The sequence below is a fragment of the Niabella agricola genome (assembly GCF_021538615.1).
Taxonomy (GTDB): Bacteria; Bacteroidota; Bacteroidia; order Chitinophagales; family Chitinophagaceae; genus Niabella; species Niabella agricola.
On sequence record NZ_JAJHIZ010000003.1, the window covers coordinates 108,608 to 124,402 of the forward strand.

Here is a 15,795-nt window from a genome sequence, read left to right on the forward strand (position 1 = left end):
TTTTATTTTAATACAGGTTCCACTCCCAAATGCCTTTTACACCACCGGTGATACGGACCCGTAAATAACGGGCCTTTATTTTTACCTGATCTGTATGAGGGGATTGCGTTTTCAAATCGGCATGTCCACCGCAGGGTATCCAGTTATCAGCATCAACGCTGTATTCTAAAATATAAGCATGCCCGGCCGTAGGGCGCACAAAGTAAACATCGCTGCGTTTTACCGGCTGCACTTTGCCTAAATCCATCATAAGCCAGCTGGCCGTATCACCAGATGCGGGCATCCAGCGGGAACCATTGGCGCCATCCGTGGCAAATTGGGGTGCAAACGATTCGGTACGTCTGAAAAGTGTATCACCTTCCGGTTTAATAACCAGGTTGGGGCGAACACTGGATGCAAATACGTCAGCAACAGGTAAAGAGTGCAGGCTTTTTGTTTTTTTTAATGCGCCTACCCCTTCCATTGTAAGGCTTACGGGATGTATCGTACCATCTGCATTAAACCCGAGTTTGTTGACATAAGTTTGGCGGTTGGTACTCCCCCGGCCAAACTCCAGATAAGCGAAATAATAATCGTCGGTTCCGGGTATATTGAATACCGAACCATGCCCCGGCCCAAATATATGGCGCTTATAATCGGTGGTTGAAATAATATTGCTGCCAGTGGGCGCGGTAAAAGGACCAAGGGGGGAATGATGGCCCATCACATAAGCATACTGGTATTTTTCAGCGCCGCCCACCGTATATAAATAATAATAAATACCCTTTCGCTTAAAGAAAATGGGGCCTTCAGAATATACCGTATGCGGCGTTTTAATCATTGTGATAGCGGAATCGACGGTAACCATATCCGCATGAAGTTTAGCCGCCTTGCGAAGCTGCCAGTAGATATAGGCCTGCTTATCATCATCTACAAAAATTTCGGCATCGATGCCATGGGGTGGCTTGCCCTCTCCCGATTTTAATAATGTAGCCGGTGTATAGGGCAGATAGAATGTATCTTTTCCTGTAGCCAGCTTAAAGGGTCCTTCCGGCTTATCTGCAACAGCGGCATACATAAACCCGTTAATAGTCGGATACAGGAAATATTTGCCATGCGCTGCAATAGCTGCACTGGGAGCCCAATACTTATGACCAAAAGCTGAAGGAAATAAGCAACCAGAAAAACGCCAGTTTACAAAATCTTCAGATTTCCATACCACCGGCGGACCGGAAGTCTTCAATCCATTATCATATCCATCGGTGGTAGCGTAGCAGTAAAAACTGCCATTTATTACCTGAATGCTGGCATCGGCAATCATATCGGGTATCAATGCATGGCCAAAAGGGTTAGGCGGCGGCACCTGCCGGAAATGCGTAATCTGCCGGCTTATAACAGCTGCCCGGGCAATTGCTTCCCCTACAGGCCTTCCTTTATTCATCCCCGCGCTGTTAAATCCCATATGGTTCAGCCACGCATCTTTTAAAATCTCCTGGCGTTGACGGACCAGCTTCATGATGGTATCGTGCTCCGGCACAAAATACAGCGCATCCTGTATACTACCGGCCTTGGCCAGTTCTTTTTGGCCTAATGATAACAGTATTTCCTTGGAAATAATAAAATGCCAATCCTCTCCGGGATGCATAGCCTCTTTGGCCACTGGCAACGCCGGCTCTTTGCGTTTGTTCTCCAAATAGCGTTTCATCGGCCCGTAAATGTCTATCACGTTCCATTCAGCAGTGTACCGCTGGCTAATCAGCCAGTCAGCATATGTATCCAACACATTACCATATATATTACCATTATAAACCGGGGGTGTTACATGAATAATGGAGGCACCGGATTTTTTCACCGCGTCATGTAACCGTATGATCCCATCTTTAAACTTTTGAAATCGTTCTTCATTAAAAGGCTTATAAGCCCCCTCGTTCATGCCATAACAGGCCACTACCAGATCGGGCTTTAACTGTGTTAATATTTTTTGCAGCCTGGTGTGTACATCGGGTCGCGCAGAGCTTCCACCTGCATGTTCCGGCTCTGAAGACCCGAATACCGTTTCGCCTGGTACCCCCAGGTTCATCAATTCGTATTGTTTGTAAGGATATTTCAGGCTAAGGAATGCGTCGATATTGGAAATATATTGGCCCTGGCAGGTAATACTGTCACCAATAAAAACAATACGTTTCACATGCCGGGGTATCTGGTAAGGTTGACTACAGCAGCCCAAGTGAACGCCGATCGCAACGATAACCAATAATAAAACTTTACTGACCCCTTTAGGATCGTATAACCAGTTTATATGCTTTTTACTTTTTGCCGGCATTTTATTTTTTGTTCCTTTTATCTTTCAAAACGCAGTCCTTCCGTATACGGCCCCACCTTCATATTTGCCTGTTCCGGGTTCAGCATTATTTTCCCATTTATATTAAAGTTCTTTAAAAGTATATTACGGATCTTTCTTTGCGCATCATACCCAGTAACCACAGATGGGTTAGGCAGCGTACCTTTGTAAAAAATATTTTTAAAGGTCACATGCTCTATAGAGCGGCCTGCACCGTTTCCATATTTGGGATCCAGCACCACTTTTAAACTAAACAGCTGTCCTTCTTCAATTTCATCTATCCGCACTTCTTCAAAAAGTATATTACTGATATAATTTTTATCCCCGGAAGTAATCGCCATTGTTCCCTGGGCACTTCTATCGTCTTCGTCATGTTCCAGTATATCAATGTTTCTAAAAGTCAGGTTACTGATCGTATCGCCCTCCTCCTGCACATTTCCATGCACACCTATATTAACGGGATGCGCAATATCGGCCCACAGAATGGCATTGCTCACGCGTACATTCGTTGTATTTCCAAAAAAGCTCCAGCGATGCGCATAAATAGCAATACAGTCATCTGAAGTACGCAGGAAAACGTCATCAATAGTAACATCAGAACAACTCATCATATCAATTCCGTCTGTCCAGGATCCCAAACTAAAAGCGGTAACATCTTTAATGGTAACATTTTGAGAACCGCCCAGGTAAATAGAATAATGCCTGGGGTTGATTATTTTTATCCCTTCTACTGTAATATTCCGGGAGTGGGTAATTTCCACACCTCTGACTCCCTGGTCGATAATCCCCCTGCCTATAATTTTTACATTTTCTACTTTATTGCAAAGCAGCTTCCCCTGTATCAATGCGCCCCCGTCAATATACACCGTTGTATTGGATGGAATCACGAAAACATCACCTGGAATATCTCCCGGCTTATGAACGCCAGGTCCGAAATACATTACATTCTTATCGTTGGGCGAAGGAGCATCTTTTACCATGGCATTGGCAATAACGTGCAGGTTGTTCAGTTTATTACCATTCACTTCTACCGAAAGTTTCTGAGGTTTTTTGAGCCTGAATGTAAACTGGTTGCCTTGAATGACAGGAGTGATACCTGCTTTATCAGGCCTTATCTTAACTTTTTGCAGGGTGCCGTTATTTAATCTTACTTTCAGCTCCACCTCTTTATCGAAATCAAAGCTAACCATCGAAACTTTTGACCGGGTATCATTATCTACATTTACGTCAAATTCATACAGGTCCTGCCATTCTCCGCCGGGTGTACGCACCTGTACCGTGAAGTCATCGTTATGCCGCCCGTACACTATCGATGCGGGCACCGGATATACTTTAAGCTGCTGTGCAGATAACACCCCCACTACCACTGTCAATAAAAACCCTAATATGATTGTCCTTTTCATGCTCGTATAATAATAATTGCCCGCGATTGATTGCACTACCTGGTCCGAAGTAAAATCCCTATTCCCGGCCAACCCCATATTCATGGAACCCATTATATGAGGTGCCGATATATAGGAGTAATTTTACCGGTTCCGCTGTTGAGCCTCTGTACGGTCGATATGGACTGCAAGGATCGGTTCCTGGTTTCCTGGCCAAAAGGTAGCTCAACCTTATTGGATTGCATCAGCGAATCTGCAAAAGAAGCTAACCTGGCTGTATTCCTGACAATTTGTCCGAACAGGAAAGAGACCTTAAGAATGACCAGTAGCAGCACCAACAACACTTTTCCAGACAGGTGAAATTTTCTTTTGATCATACATCAAAAACTTGACTTTAGCAAGGACTCGTTATTAGATTATTTTTCAAAATACATTTTGCAAAAGCAGCAACCCATTAAAAAGATTCATAAACTATCTGGCCTTAAGAAAAGATGCTGGTTATAAATGACATTATTCGATACCAAGGCAATGCGCAATCCTGATTTTTTCTCAAATGGCATGAATGGTACGTTGACCAGACTATCGTTGCTGCATATTATACAAAGATCGTTGCTGCAATTTAGAATGATATTCAAGCGTCTGAGAGGGGGTAACTGTCAAAAAAAGGGGGGTAAAATATCATTTTTGCTTTTCTCCCTTGCAATCTAAAAAAAAAGCTGCAGCTACCAATCCTGCTGAAGGCTTTACAGAACCTGTCTATGAACGCACCCGATAGCTGTCTTCATTATTTATGCATCCAAACCGGGCATAAAGATTGCCGGAAAAAATTTTCTGCTATCATTTAAGATCATTGAAAGCCTGACCGGGAAGGCTCTTTAAGGGTTCCTATCTATAATCCGGTAGCCTTCGTGTGCAGGTAATTGGAGCTGCAACAACATTATTTATCGCAAAAGCGGTACGTACGCTCTACAAAGGTTCCTTTTCAGATTAAAAGATAAATGCCACCAGGCTTTGTTTTAAATCTCAGCACATAAAATGCCCCCTCCTTTTGAGCGGCCTCACCCGTTGCGGCTATTTTCAATGGCCTTGCTGACCTGATAACACATTGGTTGCCATTCAGGGATTTGATCTGAGCCTGTTCAATGTTACCATTTTGCCATTTCATATCTACTTCAAAACCACCCCGGGCTTTTAAGCCCCGGACACTGCCCTTTGCCCAGGCCTGGGGTAATGCAGGCAATAAATGAATCAATCCTGAATGACTTTGCAATAACATCTCTGCCATTCCTGCAGTTCCTGCGAAATTTCCATCTATCTGAAAAGGTGGGTGCGCATCAAAAAAATTAGGATAGGTTCCGCCTCCTTTATGCATATCCAATTTCCCGTTATCCGTATACTTCAGTAGCTGCCTCACCAGGTAATAAGCATGATTCCCATCCTGTAAACGGGCCCACCAGTTGATCTTCCACCCACGGCTCCATCCGGTACCCTCGTCTCCGCGGACTTGCAATGTTTTCTTTGAAGCCTCAAAAAATCCAGGCGTCCCATCGGCTGTTATCTGGTACCCGGGGTAAAGCCCAAACAAATGTGAAACATGCCGGTGCTGCGGATCCGTTTCCTCAAACTCTTTATACCATTCCAATAGCTGTCCTTTTTTTCCTACCTGCATAGGAAACAGCTTTGAGCGCTTCTCCAGAACGGAGTCCCTGAACGCTTTATCGGTGCCCAGTATTTTAGAGGCCGCTGCTATATTGGTAAAAAGATCCCAAATAATCGCCATATCCATTGTTGAGGCTACAGAAACACTTTGAGATTTGCCTTTTGCATCTTTGAACCTGTTTTCAGGCGATACCGAAGGGGCGGTAACCCAATATCCGTTTCCATCTGGTACCAGCCAATCGAACATAAACGCTGCGGCCCCCCTCATTAAAGGATATGCCGTTTTCTTTAAGAACACTTTATCACCGGTATAATTATAGTGCTCCCACAAGTGCCGGACCAGCCAGGCGCCGCCCAATGGCCAATTGGCCCAAACGGGATCGCCTTTACCAAAATCTCCTACCGGATTCGAAAGCGCCCATATATCTGAGTTGTGATTGGCCGCCCATCCTCTTGCACCATAAAATTCCCTGGCGGTGCGGGTACCGGTTACAGACAGGTCTTTTAAAAAGTCGAGCAAGGGCTGATGCATTTCAGAAAGATTGGTGAGCTCCGCCGGCCAATAATTCATCTGCGTATTGATATTGATGGTGTAGTTAGAACTCCAGGGAGCCCTCAGTTCCTTATTCCAGATGCCCTGTAAGTTGGCGGGCGGAGATCCGGGACGGCTGCTGGAAATCAGCAGATACCTGCCATACTGAAAATACAATGTTTCCAGAAAAGGATCCGAGGCGCCATTCGAATAGTTGAGCAACCGCCGGTCTGATGGCAACGTTGCCTGCGGGTTATTGTTTCCCAAACTATCGGCAAGCGTTAATGACACCCTGTTAAAGTATTTTCTATAATCAGCCAGGTGTTGCTGCAACAGTTGTCTATAACCGGTTTTTAAAGCGCCCGCCAAATAAGATTGAGAAAGGGCTTTTTCATCTTTCCCCTCGCTATCAGGGCATTTATCGAATCCATTAAAACTGGTTGCCGCTGTAAAATACAATACGACTTCGGTGGCATTTTTAACCGCCAGTTCCCCGCCTTCCTGCTTTACAGTGCCTGTATTGGTTACTACTTTTAACCTGGCCTGGAAGCGCATCCCACTGCAACCTGAGGTATCAGCCTGAATAATGTGCTCGCGGTCTTTGGGGTTATAATAGCTGGGATCCACATGTGCAGGAGCTTTGCCGGTTAGCACCAGTTCATCATTTTTAAACATAGCCTGGGAAGACTGCAGGGGACTGACAGCGCTAACATTAAATGTAAGCGCGCCGGGTTTACTGGCTGTAATTTTAACGACCATTACGTTTGCCGGCGCTGAAGCAAATACCTCGCGGGTGTATACAATATTGTCCACTTGAAACCTGGTGGTTGCAACGGCGCTTTCTATATCGAGATCGCGGTAATAGGCTGTAGCGCTTTTACCTCCAAAATTTTGGGTTATTTTCAAATCGCCCAGGGGCATATAAGATTGGGTAAACGGTCCCTGCATTTTTCTTGTCAGCTGGTCAGCCGTCCCATAATCTTCATTTTCTAACAGCGCTTTTCGTATTTCAGGTAAGTATTCAGAAGCCCCGGGAGCAATCTGCTTTGGCAATGGTCCCCCGCTATATAACGAACTCTCATTAAGCTGCAATAGTTCATTTTCCACCCCGCCAAAAACCATAGCACCAATTCTCCCATTACCTACGGGCAACGCTTCTACCCATTGCGTTGCAGGTTTGCCATACCATAGCTTAAGCGGTTGTGCATTTCCCGGTTTAGCTACCAGCATGGCAAACATGGAAAACAAAGCAACTATATCCTTCTTTTTCATTTCAACAATTTTTCAATCAGTTTTCTTTATAAACGATCAACATTATGGCTCATTTTTATTAATGTAAGTGCCCGTTTATGTGTTTGTTGCAACTTACAGAAAATGTTCCGCAAATATCAGGCGCTATAGTAACACCGGCCATTATTATCAGGTTGTTCCTACCCCTTCCCCAACACTTCCTGAATTTCCGGGTAATAAATTTATCACCATCCACCGTTTACCTTACTCCACTTATTACCTGATCATGGCGCGATAAACAGAACACAGGAACAGTACCATACAGTAACCCGGAAAAGCTTCAGGAAATTTCACAACCCTGATTCCCGGCAACTTCAATAAACCCGCCATTGTATGAACCACTATAACAAGAAAAAAAATGCAAGTCATCGCTAAACGTATACTTAGTACCTTTATAAGAACGTAAATTTACAGGGTGCTTTTTTTTTGCGGGTATATTGAAACGACTTTCCAATATACAAATCCGACTATCATTTAACTTTATAAAGGTGGCCAGAAGAGTTTTAACCCATAATTACTCACTTTTACATGTAGATCATGTAATACTTGATAAAAAATGGAATTACCAGAATGTGATCAGCCCGTATATCCGGATTTATTATATTGACGAGGGTGAAGGTTATATCTCCGGTAACTTCAGGAAAATAAGACTGGAAAGCGGCTACCTGTATATTATCCCCAGCTTTACGCTTTGTAACCTGGAGTGTGCCGAAAAACTAAGCCAGTACTTTATACATCTTTTTGAAGACTCCGCTTCGGGTATTTCTCTATTCCAGCATCGCCGCAGCCCTGTTAAAATCAAGGCCAACGATCTGACGGCTGCATGTTTTAAACAACTGTTAAAAATCAATCCCCACAGGAAGATATACCGGTCCGATAACCCGAAGGTATATGAGCAAAATGTCTTCTACAGGGAATATCAAAAGCTAAACAACGAACAACCCCTGGATGTTTTTATGGAAACACAGGGCATACTGCTGCAGCTGCTTTCAAGATTTTTATCGCCGGCAGACCGGCAGCAGGATCATCCGTCAGCCATCCCTTCAGTTATACTGGATGCTATGCAATACATCCAGATCAACCTGGCCTCGCCGATTACCGTACAACAGTTGTCAAAAAGAGCAAACCTGCAAACTGACTATTTCTCCCGGATATTTTTGAAACATACAGGAGAAAGACCCCTGGAATATCTTCACAGCAAAAGAATTGAAAGAGCACAATACCTGATGATGACGAAGCACCTAACCTTTGCCCAAATAGCAGAGGAAACCGGTTTTCAAAACCTGCCTTATTTTTTCCGGGTTTTTAAAAAGATCACCAATCAAACACCTACCGAATACTGCAATAACAATCATTTCATTTAAGACCGTATCAACCATCCGCAGTTTTTAAACAAACTTATAACTGAAATATTTTCTGCATCTTCACCCACTTTTCACCTGCCGCCGCCCAGGGCAAGGGTTGCTGAAACCGGCTCATCAAATCCTCCCACCGCTGTACAAACGGGTTTGAGGCGTCTTGCTCCGCTTTTTTTCCGGGATCGAACCGATCGGAAGTTTCCATGATCATAAACAGGCGGGTACCCGTTCTGTAAATTTCCATGGAATGAATACCCGATGCCCTGATACTGTCGCCAATTTCAGGCCAGCTATTTTCAGGCAGATGCCATTGTTCATATTCCGCAATAAGCTCAGGGTCGTCCTTAAGATCAAGGGCCAGGCAATATCTTTTCATTTTATGTACACAAGCGCTCTGACTACGGGTTTTAACCCTACAATGTTTGCAGCAATATGAAGGCGGGCAAAAACCAGTTATACAGATAATTAAACAATTTTTAAAACATTAGCGTAAGCAAATTGAGGGGGTCTTTCCGGAAACTTAACCCATAACCCGTCCTGCTGTTTTTCAAACTCCAAGGACACCCCCGAATCAAGCCAGGTAACCTGGTTGACTTTCTGCGGATATAAAGGTGACATTGACCCGAGGTTTTTGATCAACACCGTTCTGTCTTCAGGCCACTTCATGATGGTAGCATACAAGGTTTGCCCTTTTTGTGTAAAACGGATATCTGCCGCTGAAAACTTTATTTTTCCCTCATTAAAACCTTGTCCGTTTAGTTTCGCCTGATTCTGTGTAGATGGCCCTTCGCCATAAATGTTCCACGGCCGTGTGTCGTAAATACTTTCGCTATTTAATTTCATCCATCCCGTAATTTCGCCAACGATCTTACGTTCCAGTTCATCTATGCTCCCATCTCCGCGAACAGGCACATTTAGTAAATAATTGCCGTTCTTACTAACAACATCCACCAACGTTTGTACCACCATCTCCGGAGTTTTGTACGCTTTTCTGTCAAAAACCGATCGATCATAATGCCAGTTTCCCAAACAGGTATCTGTTTGCCATACATCCGGCAATATATCATTCGCCTGTCCCCGTTCAATATCCCAAACCAATGCCCTACGTTGGTTTTCATCAAGGATCTTACCGTTTACCACCGCCCGGAGTTCACCATACTTTTTTAAGCTTTTATTGTAATGATGGGCAGCAATACGCAATCCCGCATCGCTAATGGGCCAAAAAGGCAACTGGGAATCGTCGAAGTAAAGTAAATCGGGCTCGTATTTATTGATCAGCTGAATGGTTCTATTGACAAATTTTTCCATGTACGCTTTTGAAGGCGGGTACACTCCTTCACCCCAATGCCATTGCCCGTGTATAGAGCCGTTGTTCCAGCTATCCTTGCTCAGCGGGTGATTTTGCGCATACAGCTCCTGTGGATCCAGCCCCTCCCACCATTTTCCCTTCCCGTCCTTCCGGGTAAGGTTGCCATCGTAAGGAATCCCGGCAAAATCCCCGTTTTTATCATGCCGCTGTGCCGTTTCAAACCAGCGCCAGGCATGCGCCGCATGAATACTACATCCGAAAGGCAGGCTGTTATTTTTAGCTGCTTTAGCCCAGCCTCCGATAATATCTTTCTTTGGGCCTACTTTTAGAGCATTCCAGCTCTGCTGATATTTTGAATCATATAAGTCAAGATTGTCGTGATGATTGGCCATTGCAAAAAAGTACTTCGCACCTGCATTCTTATAAAGCGCCACCAATTCCTCCGGATTCCATTGATCAGCCTTCCACTCGTTAATTACATCTTTGAAACCAAATTTAGATGGATGCCCGTATTTCTGTAAATGATACTTATATTGATGACTGCCCTCTTCATACATTCCTCTGGCATACCAATCTCCGGCTTCGGGTTGGCATTGCGGCCCCCAATGTGCCCAGATACCAAACTTGGCATTGCGGTACCAATCGGGTACTTTATAACCCTGCAGCGATTGCCAGGTAGGTTTAAATGGACCGGTCAATATTTTTTCATTTCCAGACAGGTCATTAAAAAAACCACCTGCTTTACTCAGATCCGAAGCAGCAAGAGCGGAGAATACCATTCCCATCTGTTTAATTAATAAGCGTCTGTTCATAATTATCAATATGCGTTGATTCGTATTTCACCTTCCATTCATTCTTAAATGAGAGCGATTTGTTTACTCGGCTTAAAACTTATAGTGGCAAGCAGCCTCGCTTATTGCTGGCAAAAGCTACCTGCAAATCTAGGAACCTTCAAATCGATTTTTTTTACATAAAGGCGACTTTATTTTATACAAAACCGACTTACGCCGCCCCCTTCCGACTAATCACTACTTTTATGCAGAACGGGCCTGGTATACCATAAAGTTAAAAACCATCCGGTATATAACACTTACAGCCCGACACATTTAAACCAAAGGGGCATAGTATTGGTTTACATTAATGCTTATAAAAAGTCAAAAATCCGCAGTTAAAAATGCCTATATCAAAAGTAAAGTCTGGTAAAATAAATATGCTGCTATCCCGTATTTTAAGAAGCGCTGTTCTTATAACAGGATGTATCCGTTTAGTCTTTTTATAAACTGTGCAACTACATGATTGACGAGTTGTATAAATGCCAGCAGGCAATGGTTACTTAAGCGCATTCCCCGAAAAGTTTTTGATACGCTGGAAGAAAAATCCGGCCGAGTTTGGGCTCCTTATTATACTTTTCATAAATTAATGCAGGGACTTCTTGATGTGTATACCCGTACCGGCAACGAAAAGTGGTATGAATTGGTTTGTGATACGGCGGCCTATGTATCCAAAAGGATGCGCTTACCAAGCCCCTAAACCATTGAGAAAATGCTTTATACACCGCAAGCCAATCCATCGAACGAAGCCAGCGCTATGAATAAGGTCCCTTTAAAACCTTTTCGAAGTATCGCACAACCCGAAACATCTGGTTCTTGCCAGGGTTTTCGAACGTGGCTGGTTCCTGCTTTCCCTTGCAAGAAATAAGAATATCCTTTCGGGTCTTCATTCCAACACGCTCCTGGTTTTGGTAAACGGTTTTGCAAAAGGATATATGCGCACGGGCCGGAAATTTTATTATCGGGCTGCGCAAAATTTTTGGAAAATGCTGATCCTTCACCAAACCTATGCCAATGGATCCAGGAGCGGTCCCCGCCCAACGTAGTATTGCCCACATCTCGCAGTGCTGAACACTGGGTGGGACAATTGTCCTACCGGGAACGGGATTTTTCCTCATTTTTGCAGCATTCCTAAAAAACAGGGCATATGAACGTTTTGGTAACTGGCAGCGCCGGTCATCTTGGAGAAGCGCTGGTACGCACATTAAGGCAACATTCTGCTGAAGTGATCGGGTTGGATATCCGCCCCTCGGCATTTACTACTCATGTAGGTTCCATTGAAAACCGCTCCTTCGTTAGAGAGTGCATGAAAGGAGTAACCACCGTTTTACATGGGGCCACCCTGCATAAGCCCCATGTGGCCACGCATACTATGCAGCAATTCGTAGATACCAATATTACGGGCACGCTTAACCTCTTGCAGGAAGCAGTAGCCGCCGGCGTGCAGGCTTTTGTTTTTACCAGTACGACCAGTGTTTTTGGAGATGCATTAGTGCCGCCTCCCGGAGCGCCTGCGGCCTGGATTACGGAGGACGTAAAGCCTCAGCCCAAAAATATTTACGGGGTAACCAAAAAAGCAGCGGAAGATCTTTGTCAGCTCTTCTACAGAAATTTCGGTCTGCCCTGCCTGGTACTTCGCACTTCCCGTTTCTTTCCTGAAAAAGACGACGACAAACATATGCGGGAAACTTTTCCGGACGAGAACCTGAAGGCCAACGAGTTTCTGTTTCGAAGAGTAGAGCTGGAAGACGCGGTACATGCACATTTGCTGGCGGCAGAAAAGGCTCCCTCCATCGGGTGGGGCGTTTATATTATCAGTGCTACAACACCGTTCTGCCCGGCAGATCTGCCTGCCCTGCGCCACAATGCGCCGGAGGTAGTACTGCGCACCGTACCGGCTTATGAAACAGCGTATAGCCACCGCGGATGGAAGATCCACCAAAGCATAGACCGGGTATATGTAAATGAGAAAGCAAGGAAAGACCTGGGTTGGGAACCCAAATATGATTTCGCCTACGTAATAGCGCGTATAAACGCAGGAGAAAATTTACGCAGCCCGCTTGCACAATTAACCGGCTCAAAAGGATATCATGCAGAGCGCTTTACGGATGGACCCTATCCGATCAACTAGTCTGTAAATAATCCATACATCTTTAATTCATGACCACATTGCCGGAAAAGATTTGCTCATTGAAACAGATATAGCTGAACAAAAATGGCCGCCGCCCCAAATCCTTGTTGCAGCAGGGCGTTTGTAGTAACCAGACACCATCATCACCCTCCATTTTTTTTCATGCCCGTTGAAGGATTTATAATTGCGCTTACATTTTCATCGGGTTCCTGTGAAAATATCTATCTTTTGCAGCAGCCCTAATGACCCGCTTAAATCGAGCGTAATAATGCATCGGCGTTTTCCAGTAAAACGATCAGGCTGGAATTGGAAACCCGGGGGGATATCCCCAAATACGGAAGCAAAAAAAGTCTGTCATACCGCCTGTCATTTTTCTGTCAGAAATAGCGGTAGGAAGCGTAAAAAAGTGAAGAAATTCGACGGTGCTTAAATGAAAAAAGCCTTACAAATCAATGACTTGTAAGGCCTTCCGGTGCCCGGGACTGGATTCGAACCAGCACATCCTTGCGAACGCTGCCACCTGAAGACAGTGCGTCTACCAATTTCGCCACCCGGGCATTTATATGCAGATCTTCTTGATTTTTTAGCGGCCCTGGATTGGTTATCCATACCTTTAAAAAAACAAAGATCCTGTTTACCAAACAAAAGAACTAAACTGCGTTGCGGCGCTGTTTCCAGATCACTGCCGCGGCAGGGGTTGCAAATATAGGTAAAATTCAAAATCCAATCACAAACAGTGGTAGTTTTTTTAAAAAAAATATGGTTCCTGATCGCGCCCCCGTTCTGTTACCGTGTTTGGCACCGGAGCTTTGACCGCAATCATCGGTGCGGCCAATATCCGTCATTGTAACCGGCTTGTTTTAAACCGTAGTTTGCAGGTAAAAAGGGGCCCCGCCTCCGGCAGAACGCCAACAGCATTTTTATGAAAAAGATACTTTTTGTATGCGATGAAAATCATTATCCGCAAGGCGCCTTTGAATGGATCAAGGCCCTGCGCAAACAGGAAGCCATACAGGTGAAAGGGCTGTTTTTTACGGCAGCCGGAAGTATAACCGAGCACCGGCCGGAAGCCGGCGGCGCCCCGGATTTTCATAGCCGGGAGCCGAAGCTGTTTATGGATCAATGCGGGAGCTGCGACATACCCTCCCAGGCCATTGAAAAAACCAAATCCGATTGGCAAAAGTCATTCTGGGAGCAGGAAAGCCGGTATGCAGACCTGCTGCTCTTCAGTCAGGAATTACTTTATGCAGGTATCAGCGGTAACCAGCCCAATAGCTATATGCAGCAGTTGCTGCGCTGGGCAGCCTGCCCGGTACTTGCTATTCCGGAAAACACAGTTGCTACCGAGCATCTCCTGGTAGCCTATGATGGCAGCCCGCAAAGTATCCATGCCTTAAAACAGTGCTGTTTATTATTTCCGCAATACCGGGAACTGCCTGTGCGGATTGCTTATGTGAAGGAAGAAGACAGTGACAGTATCCCGCAGCTTCAGCTGTTAACGGAATATGCCCTTGCACATTTCACAAACGTCAGGATCCTGAAACTGCACTGGGACTCGGAAAAGCATTTCAGCACCTGGGTCGAATGCTTCCGCAACCCGCTGCTGGTTACCGGGGCATTCGGGCGTTCTGCGCTGTCTGCTTCGTTCAGGGAAAGCTTTATTACCAGCATCATTCGCGGTCATGTGGCTCCTGTGTTCATTGCACATTAACCGTTCGGCATACAAGTTTCGCAAACAAATGCAATCCAATGCATCTGCCGCATATACATCGCGCGATGCAGGGATGACAAAAATCAGTAAGGGCGCTAATCCTGCTCATTGCCTCACCAGCGCAACAGGTCTACTTTAGCATTTTAAATACAACAAGCAGTAATGAAAACAGATCATTTGAGGAATGAAGAACAGGCTGCCTATCCCGGAGGATTCGTACCAGCCGTGAATGCCGGCAGCATTACCGAAATCCTGCAGTCGGTGGATACTGAAACGATTCCTCCGCGGGTAAATATTACCGAACTGAAAGACGGTTATAAGATTGACCTGGAGGCCCCGGGACTGAAAAAGGAAAACTTTATCATACAGGCCAACAAGCAGATCCTGACCATTTTTGCCGAAAACAAGAATCAGGGACTGGCGGCCGGGACCAGCTACCGCCTGCATGAGTTCAACAACCGGTACCTGTACCGGGATATTGTACTGCCTCCCGATGTAAGTACCCTGTTCTTTCACATACAATACGATGCCGGTATTTTAACCATTCATTTATGTAAGACAACAGGAGTTCCGGAAGACGCACAAACCACGGCCTGTGTATACTAAGCGTAATAAAACAAACAGCGGCCGGATGCAAGTGTAAACCGGCTGATTCCTGATCAATAAAATATATTCTGAATGGAATATCAATCCCAGCGCCCCGCTTCAAAAATGTTGCGGGACCATACAGCCAGACCAATTGCTATTGTGTAAGCAGGGCTAAGCCTGCTCAATGAGCCGTGTTCTGTTGAACATGGCTTTTATTACTAAAAAAAGTTTTTAGAATAATATGAACGACCCGAAATTTCAACAGATACAATACGAATGCGATACCTGGAAACGGGCGGTAACGTTCATGATGGAGGAATCCATCATTATGAAAAACCGGTTATCTGAGGTATTAAGAACCCATTTTAACCGGAACCTGCTGGAAGGCATCGAACTCCTGCTCAACAAGTTGATCCGGAATGACGAACGGATCGGTATCTTCCGCGACGATCTCAAGTTACTGGAAGCATCAGGTACCGGGCATTTTACAGAACAGGATGAAAAACTCTTCGAAAGCCGGATCCGCCTGCTGCACAACGATCTTTTGCAAATGGAAAAGCAGTTCGCCAGGCTCAAATCAGAATTTAATCATTATTTACTGGACCAGATAAAACGCTCGGGCAATCCACAAAAGTAGGTTCAAAGAGCGCAGGCTGCCCGAAGTTTGCTACATTCGTTCTTATTA

The 15,795-nt window shown here is 45.0% G+C and carries 11 protein-coding genes, 1 tRNA gene and 1 pseudogene; 7 read left to right on the forward strand and 6 right to left on the reverse strand.

Annotated elements, in window-relative coordinates:
- Positions 1-7 precede the first annotated feature (7 nt).
- The 3 genes from LL912_RS26075 to LL912_RS05815 form a co-directional block, all read right to left on the reverse strand.
- Positions 8-2,167, reverse strand: a complete 2,160-nt coding sequence (locus LL912_RS26075; protein ID WP_235552634.1) for a family 43 glycosylhydrolase — start codon at positions 2,165-2,167, stop codon at positions 8-10.
- 152 nt (positions 2,168-2,319) lie between these two features.
- Positions 2,320-3,723, reverse strand: a complete 1,404-nt coding sequence (locus LL912_RS05810; RefSeq protein ID WP_235552635.1) for a glycosyl hydrolase family 28 protein — start codon at positions 3,721-3,723, stop codon at positions 2,320-2,322.
- A gap of 961 nt (positions 3,724-4,684) precedes the next feature.
- On the reverse strand, positions 4,685-7,165 hold the full coding sequence (locus LL912_RS05815) for a glycoside hydrolase family 95 protein (RefSeq protein ID WP_235552636.1): 2,481 nt from the start codon (positions 7,163-7,165) through the stop codon (positions 4,685-4,687).
- A 506-nt stretch (positions 7,166-7,671) separates the two neighbouring features.
- Here LL912_RS05815 and LL912_RS26080 point away from each other — a divergent pair.
- Positions 7,672-8,547: a helix-turn-helix domain-containing protein gene (locus tag LL912_RS26080; protein ID WP_235552637.1), complete on the forward strand. Its 876-nt coding sequence runs from the start codon at positions 7,672-7,674 to the stop codon at positions 8,545-8,547.
- Positions 8,548-8,581: 34 nt separating this feature from the next.
- On the opposite strand, the gene LL912_RS05825 is transcribed toward LL912_RS26080, so the two are convergent.
- Together LL912_RS05825 and LL912_RS05830 are read right to left on the reverse strand one after the other, a co-directional pair.
- On the reverse strand, positions 8,582-8,917 hold the full coding sequence (locus LL912_RS05825) for an L-rhamnose mutarotase (protein ID WP_235552638.1): 336 nt from the start codon (positions 8,915-8,917) through the stop codon (positions 8,582-8,584).
- A gap of 89 nt (positions 8,918-9,006) precedes the next feature.
- Positions 9,007-10,662, reverse strand: coding sequence for an alpha-L-fucosidase (locus LL912_RS05830; RefSeq protein WP_235552639.1), 1,656 nt, complete (start codon positions 10,660-10,662; stop codon positions 9,007-9,009).
- A 484-nt stretch (positions 10,663-11,146) separates the two neighbouring features.
- Between LL912_RS05830 and LL912_RS26190 the strand changes: the two genes are divergently transcribed.
- The 3 genes and pseudogenes from LL912_RS26190 (at position 11,147) to LL912_RS05835 (ending at position 12,811) form a co-directional block, all read left to right on the forward strand.
- Complete coding sequence (locus LL912_RS26190) at positions 11,147-11,380, forward strand: beta-L-arabinofuranosidase domain-containing protein (protein WP_406603602.1); 234 nt, start codon at positions 11,147-11,149, stop codon at positions 11,378-11,380.
- Positions 11,381-11,471: 91 nt separating this feature from the next.
- Positions 11,472-11,726 (forward strand): annotated as a pseudogene (locus LL912_RS26195) (beta-L-arabinofuranosidase domain-containing protein); the annotation flags it as partial.
- 101 nt (positions 11,727-11,827) lie between these two features.
- Entirely contained in the window at positions 11,828-12,811 is a 984-nt protein-coding gene (locus LL912_RS05835; RefSeq protein ID WP_235552640.1) for an NAD-dependent epimerase/dehydratase family protein, read from the forward strand.
- Positions 12,812-13,284: 473 nt separating this feature from the next.
- Here the strand turns inward: LL912_RS05835 and LL912_RS05840 are convergent.
- A tRNA-Leu gene (locus LL912_RS05840) sits at positions 13,285-13,368 on the reverse strand.
- Positions 13,369-13,733: 365 nt separating this feature from the next.
- Here LL912_RS05840 and LL912_RS05845 point away from each other — a divergent pair.
- The 3 genes from LL912_RS05845 (at position 13,734) to LL912_RS05855 (ending at position 15,747) form a co-directional block, all read left to right on the forward strand.
- Entirely contained in the window at positions 13,734-14,522 is a 789-nt protein-coding gene (locus LL912_RS05845; RefSeq protein WP_235552641.1) for a universal stress protein, read from the forward strand.
- Between the two features lie 162 nt (positions 14,523-14,684).
- Positions 14,685-15,128 carry an Hsp20/alpha crystallin family protein gene (locus tag LL912_RS05850; RefSeq protein ID WP_235552642.1) on the forward strand — a complete coding sequence of 148 codons (444 nt, stop codon included), beginning with the start codon at positions 14,685-14,687 and terminating at the stop codon, positions 15,126-15,128.
- A 223-nt stretch (positions 15,129-15,351) separates the two neighbouring features.
- Positions 15,352-15,747 (forward strand): hypothetical protein, encoded by a 396-nt coding sequence (locus tag LL912_RS05855; protein ID WP_235552643.1) that lies wholly within the window; start codon positions 15,352-15,354, stop codon positions 15,745-15,747.
- Positions 15,748-15,795 lie beyond the last annotated feature (48 nt).

Excerpts from the sequence above, each read along its gene's own strand:
- LL912_RS05810 (WP_235552635.1), bottom strand. The coding sequence starts at position 3,723 with ATGAAAAGGACAATCATATTAGGGTTTTTATTGACAGTGGTAGTGGGG.
- LL912_RS05815 (WP_235552636.1), bottom strand. The coding sequence starts at position 7,165 with ATGAAAAAGAAGGATATAGTTGCTTTGTTTTCCATGTTTGCCATGCTG.
- LL912_RS05825 (WP_235552638.1), bottom strand. The coding sequence starts at position 8,917 with ATGAAAAGATATTGCCTGGCCCTTGATCTTAAGGACGACCCTGAGCTT.
- LL912_RS05830 (WP_235552639.1), bottom strand. The coding sequence starts at position 10,662 with ATGAACAGACGCTTATTAATTAAACAGATGGGAATGGTATTCTCCGCT.
- LL912_RS05835 (WP_235552640.1), top strand. The coding sequence starts at position 11,828 with ATGAACGTTTTGGTAACTGGCAGCGCCGGTCATCTTGGAGAAGCGCTG.
- LL912_RS05845 (WP_235552641.1), top strand. The coding sequence starts at position 13,734 with ATGAAAAAGATACTTTTTGTATGCGATGAAAATCATTATCCGCAAGGC.
- LL912_RS05850 (WP_235552642.1), top strand. The coding sequence starts at position 14,685 with ATGAAAACAGATCATTTGAGGAATGAAGAACAGGCTGCCTATCCCGGA.
- LL912_RS05855 (WP_235552643.1), top strand. The coding sequence starts at position 15,352 with ATGAACGACCCGAAATTTCAACAGATACAATACGAATGCGATACCTGG.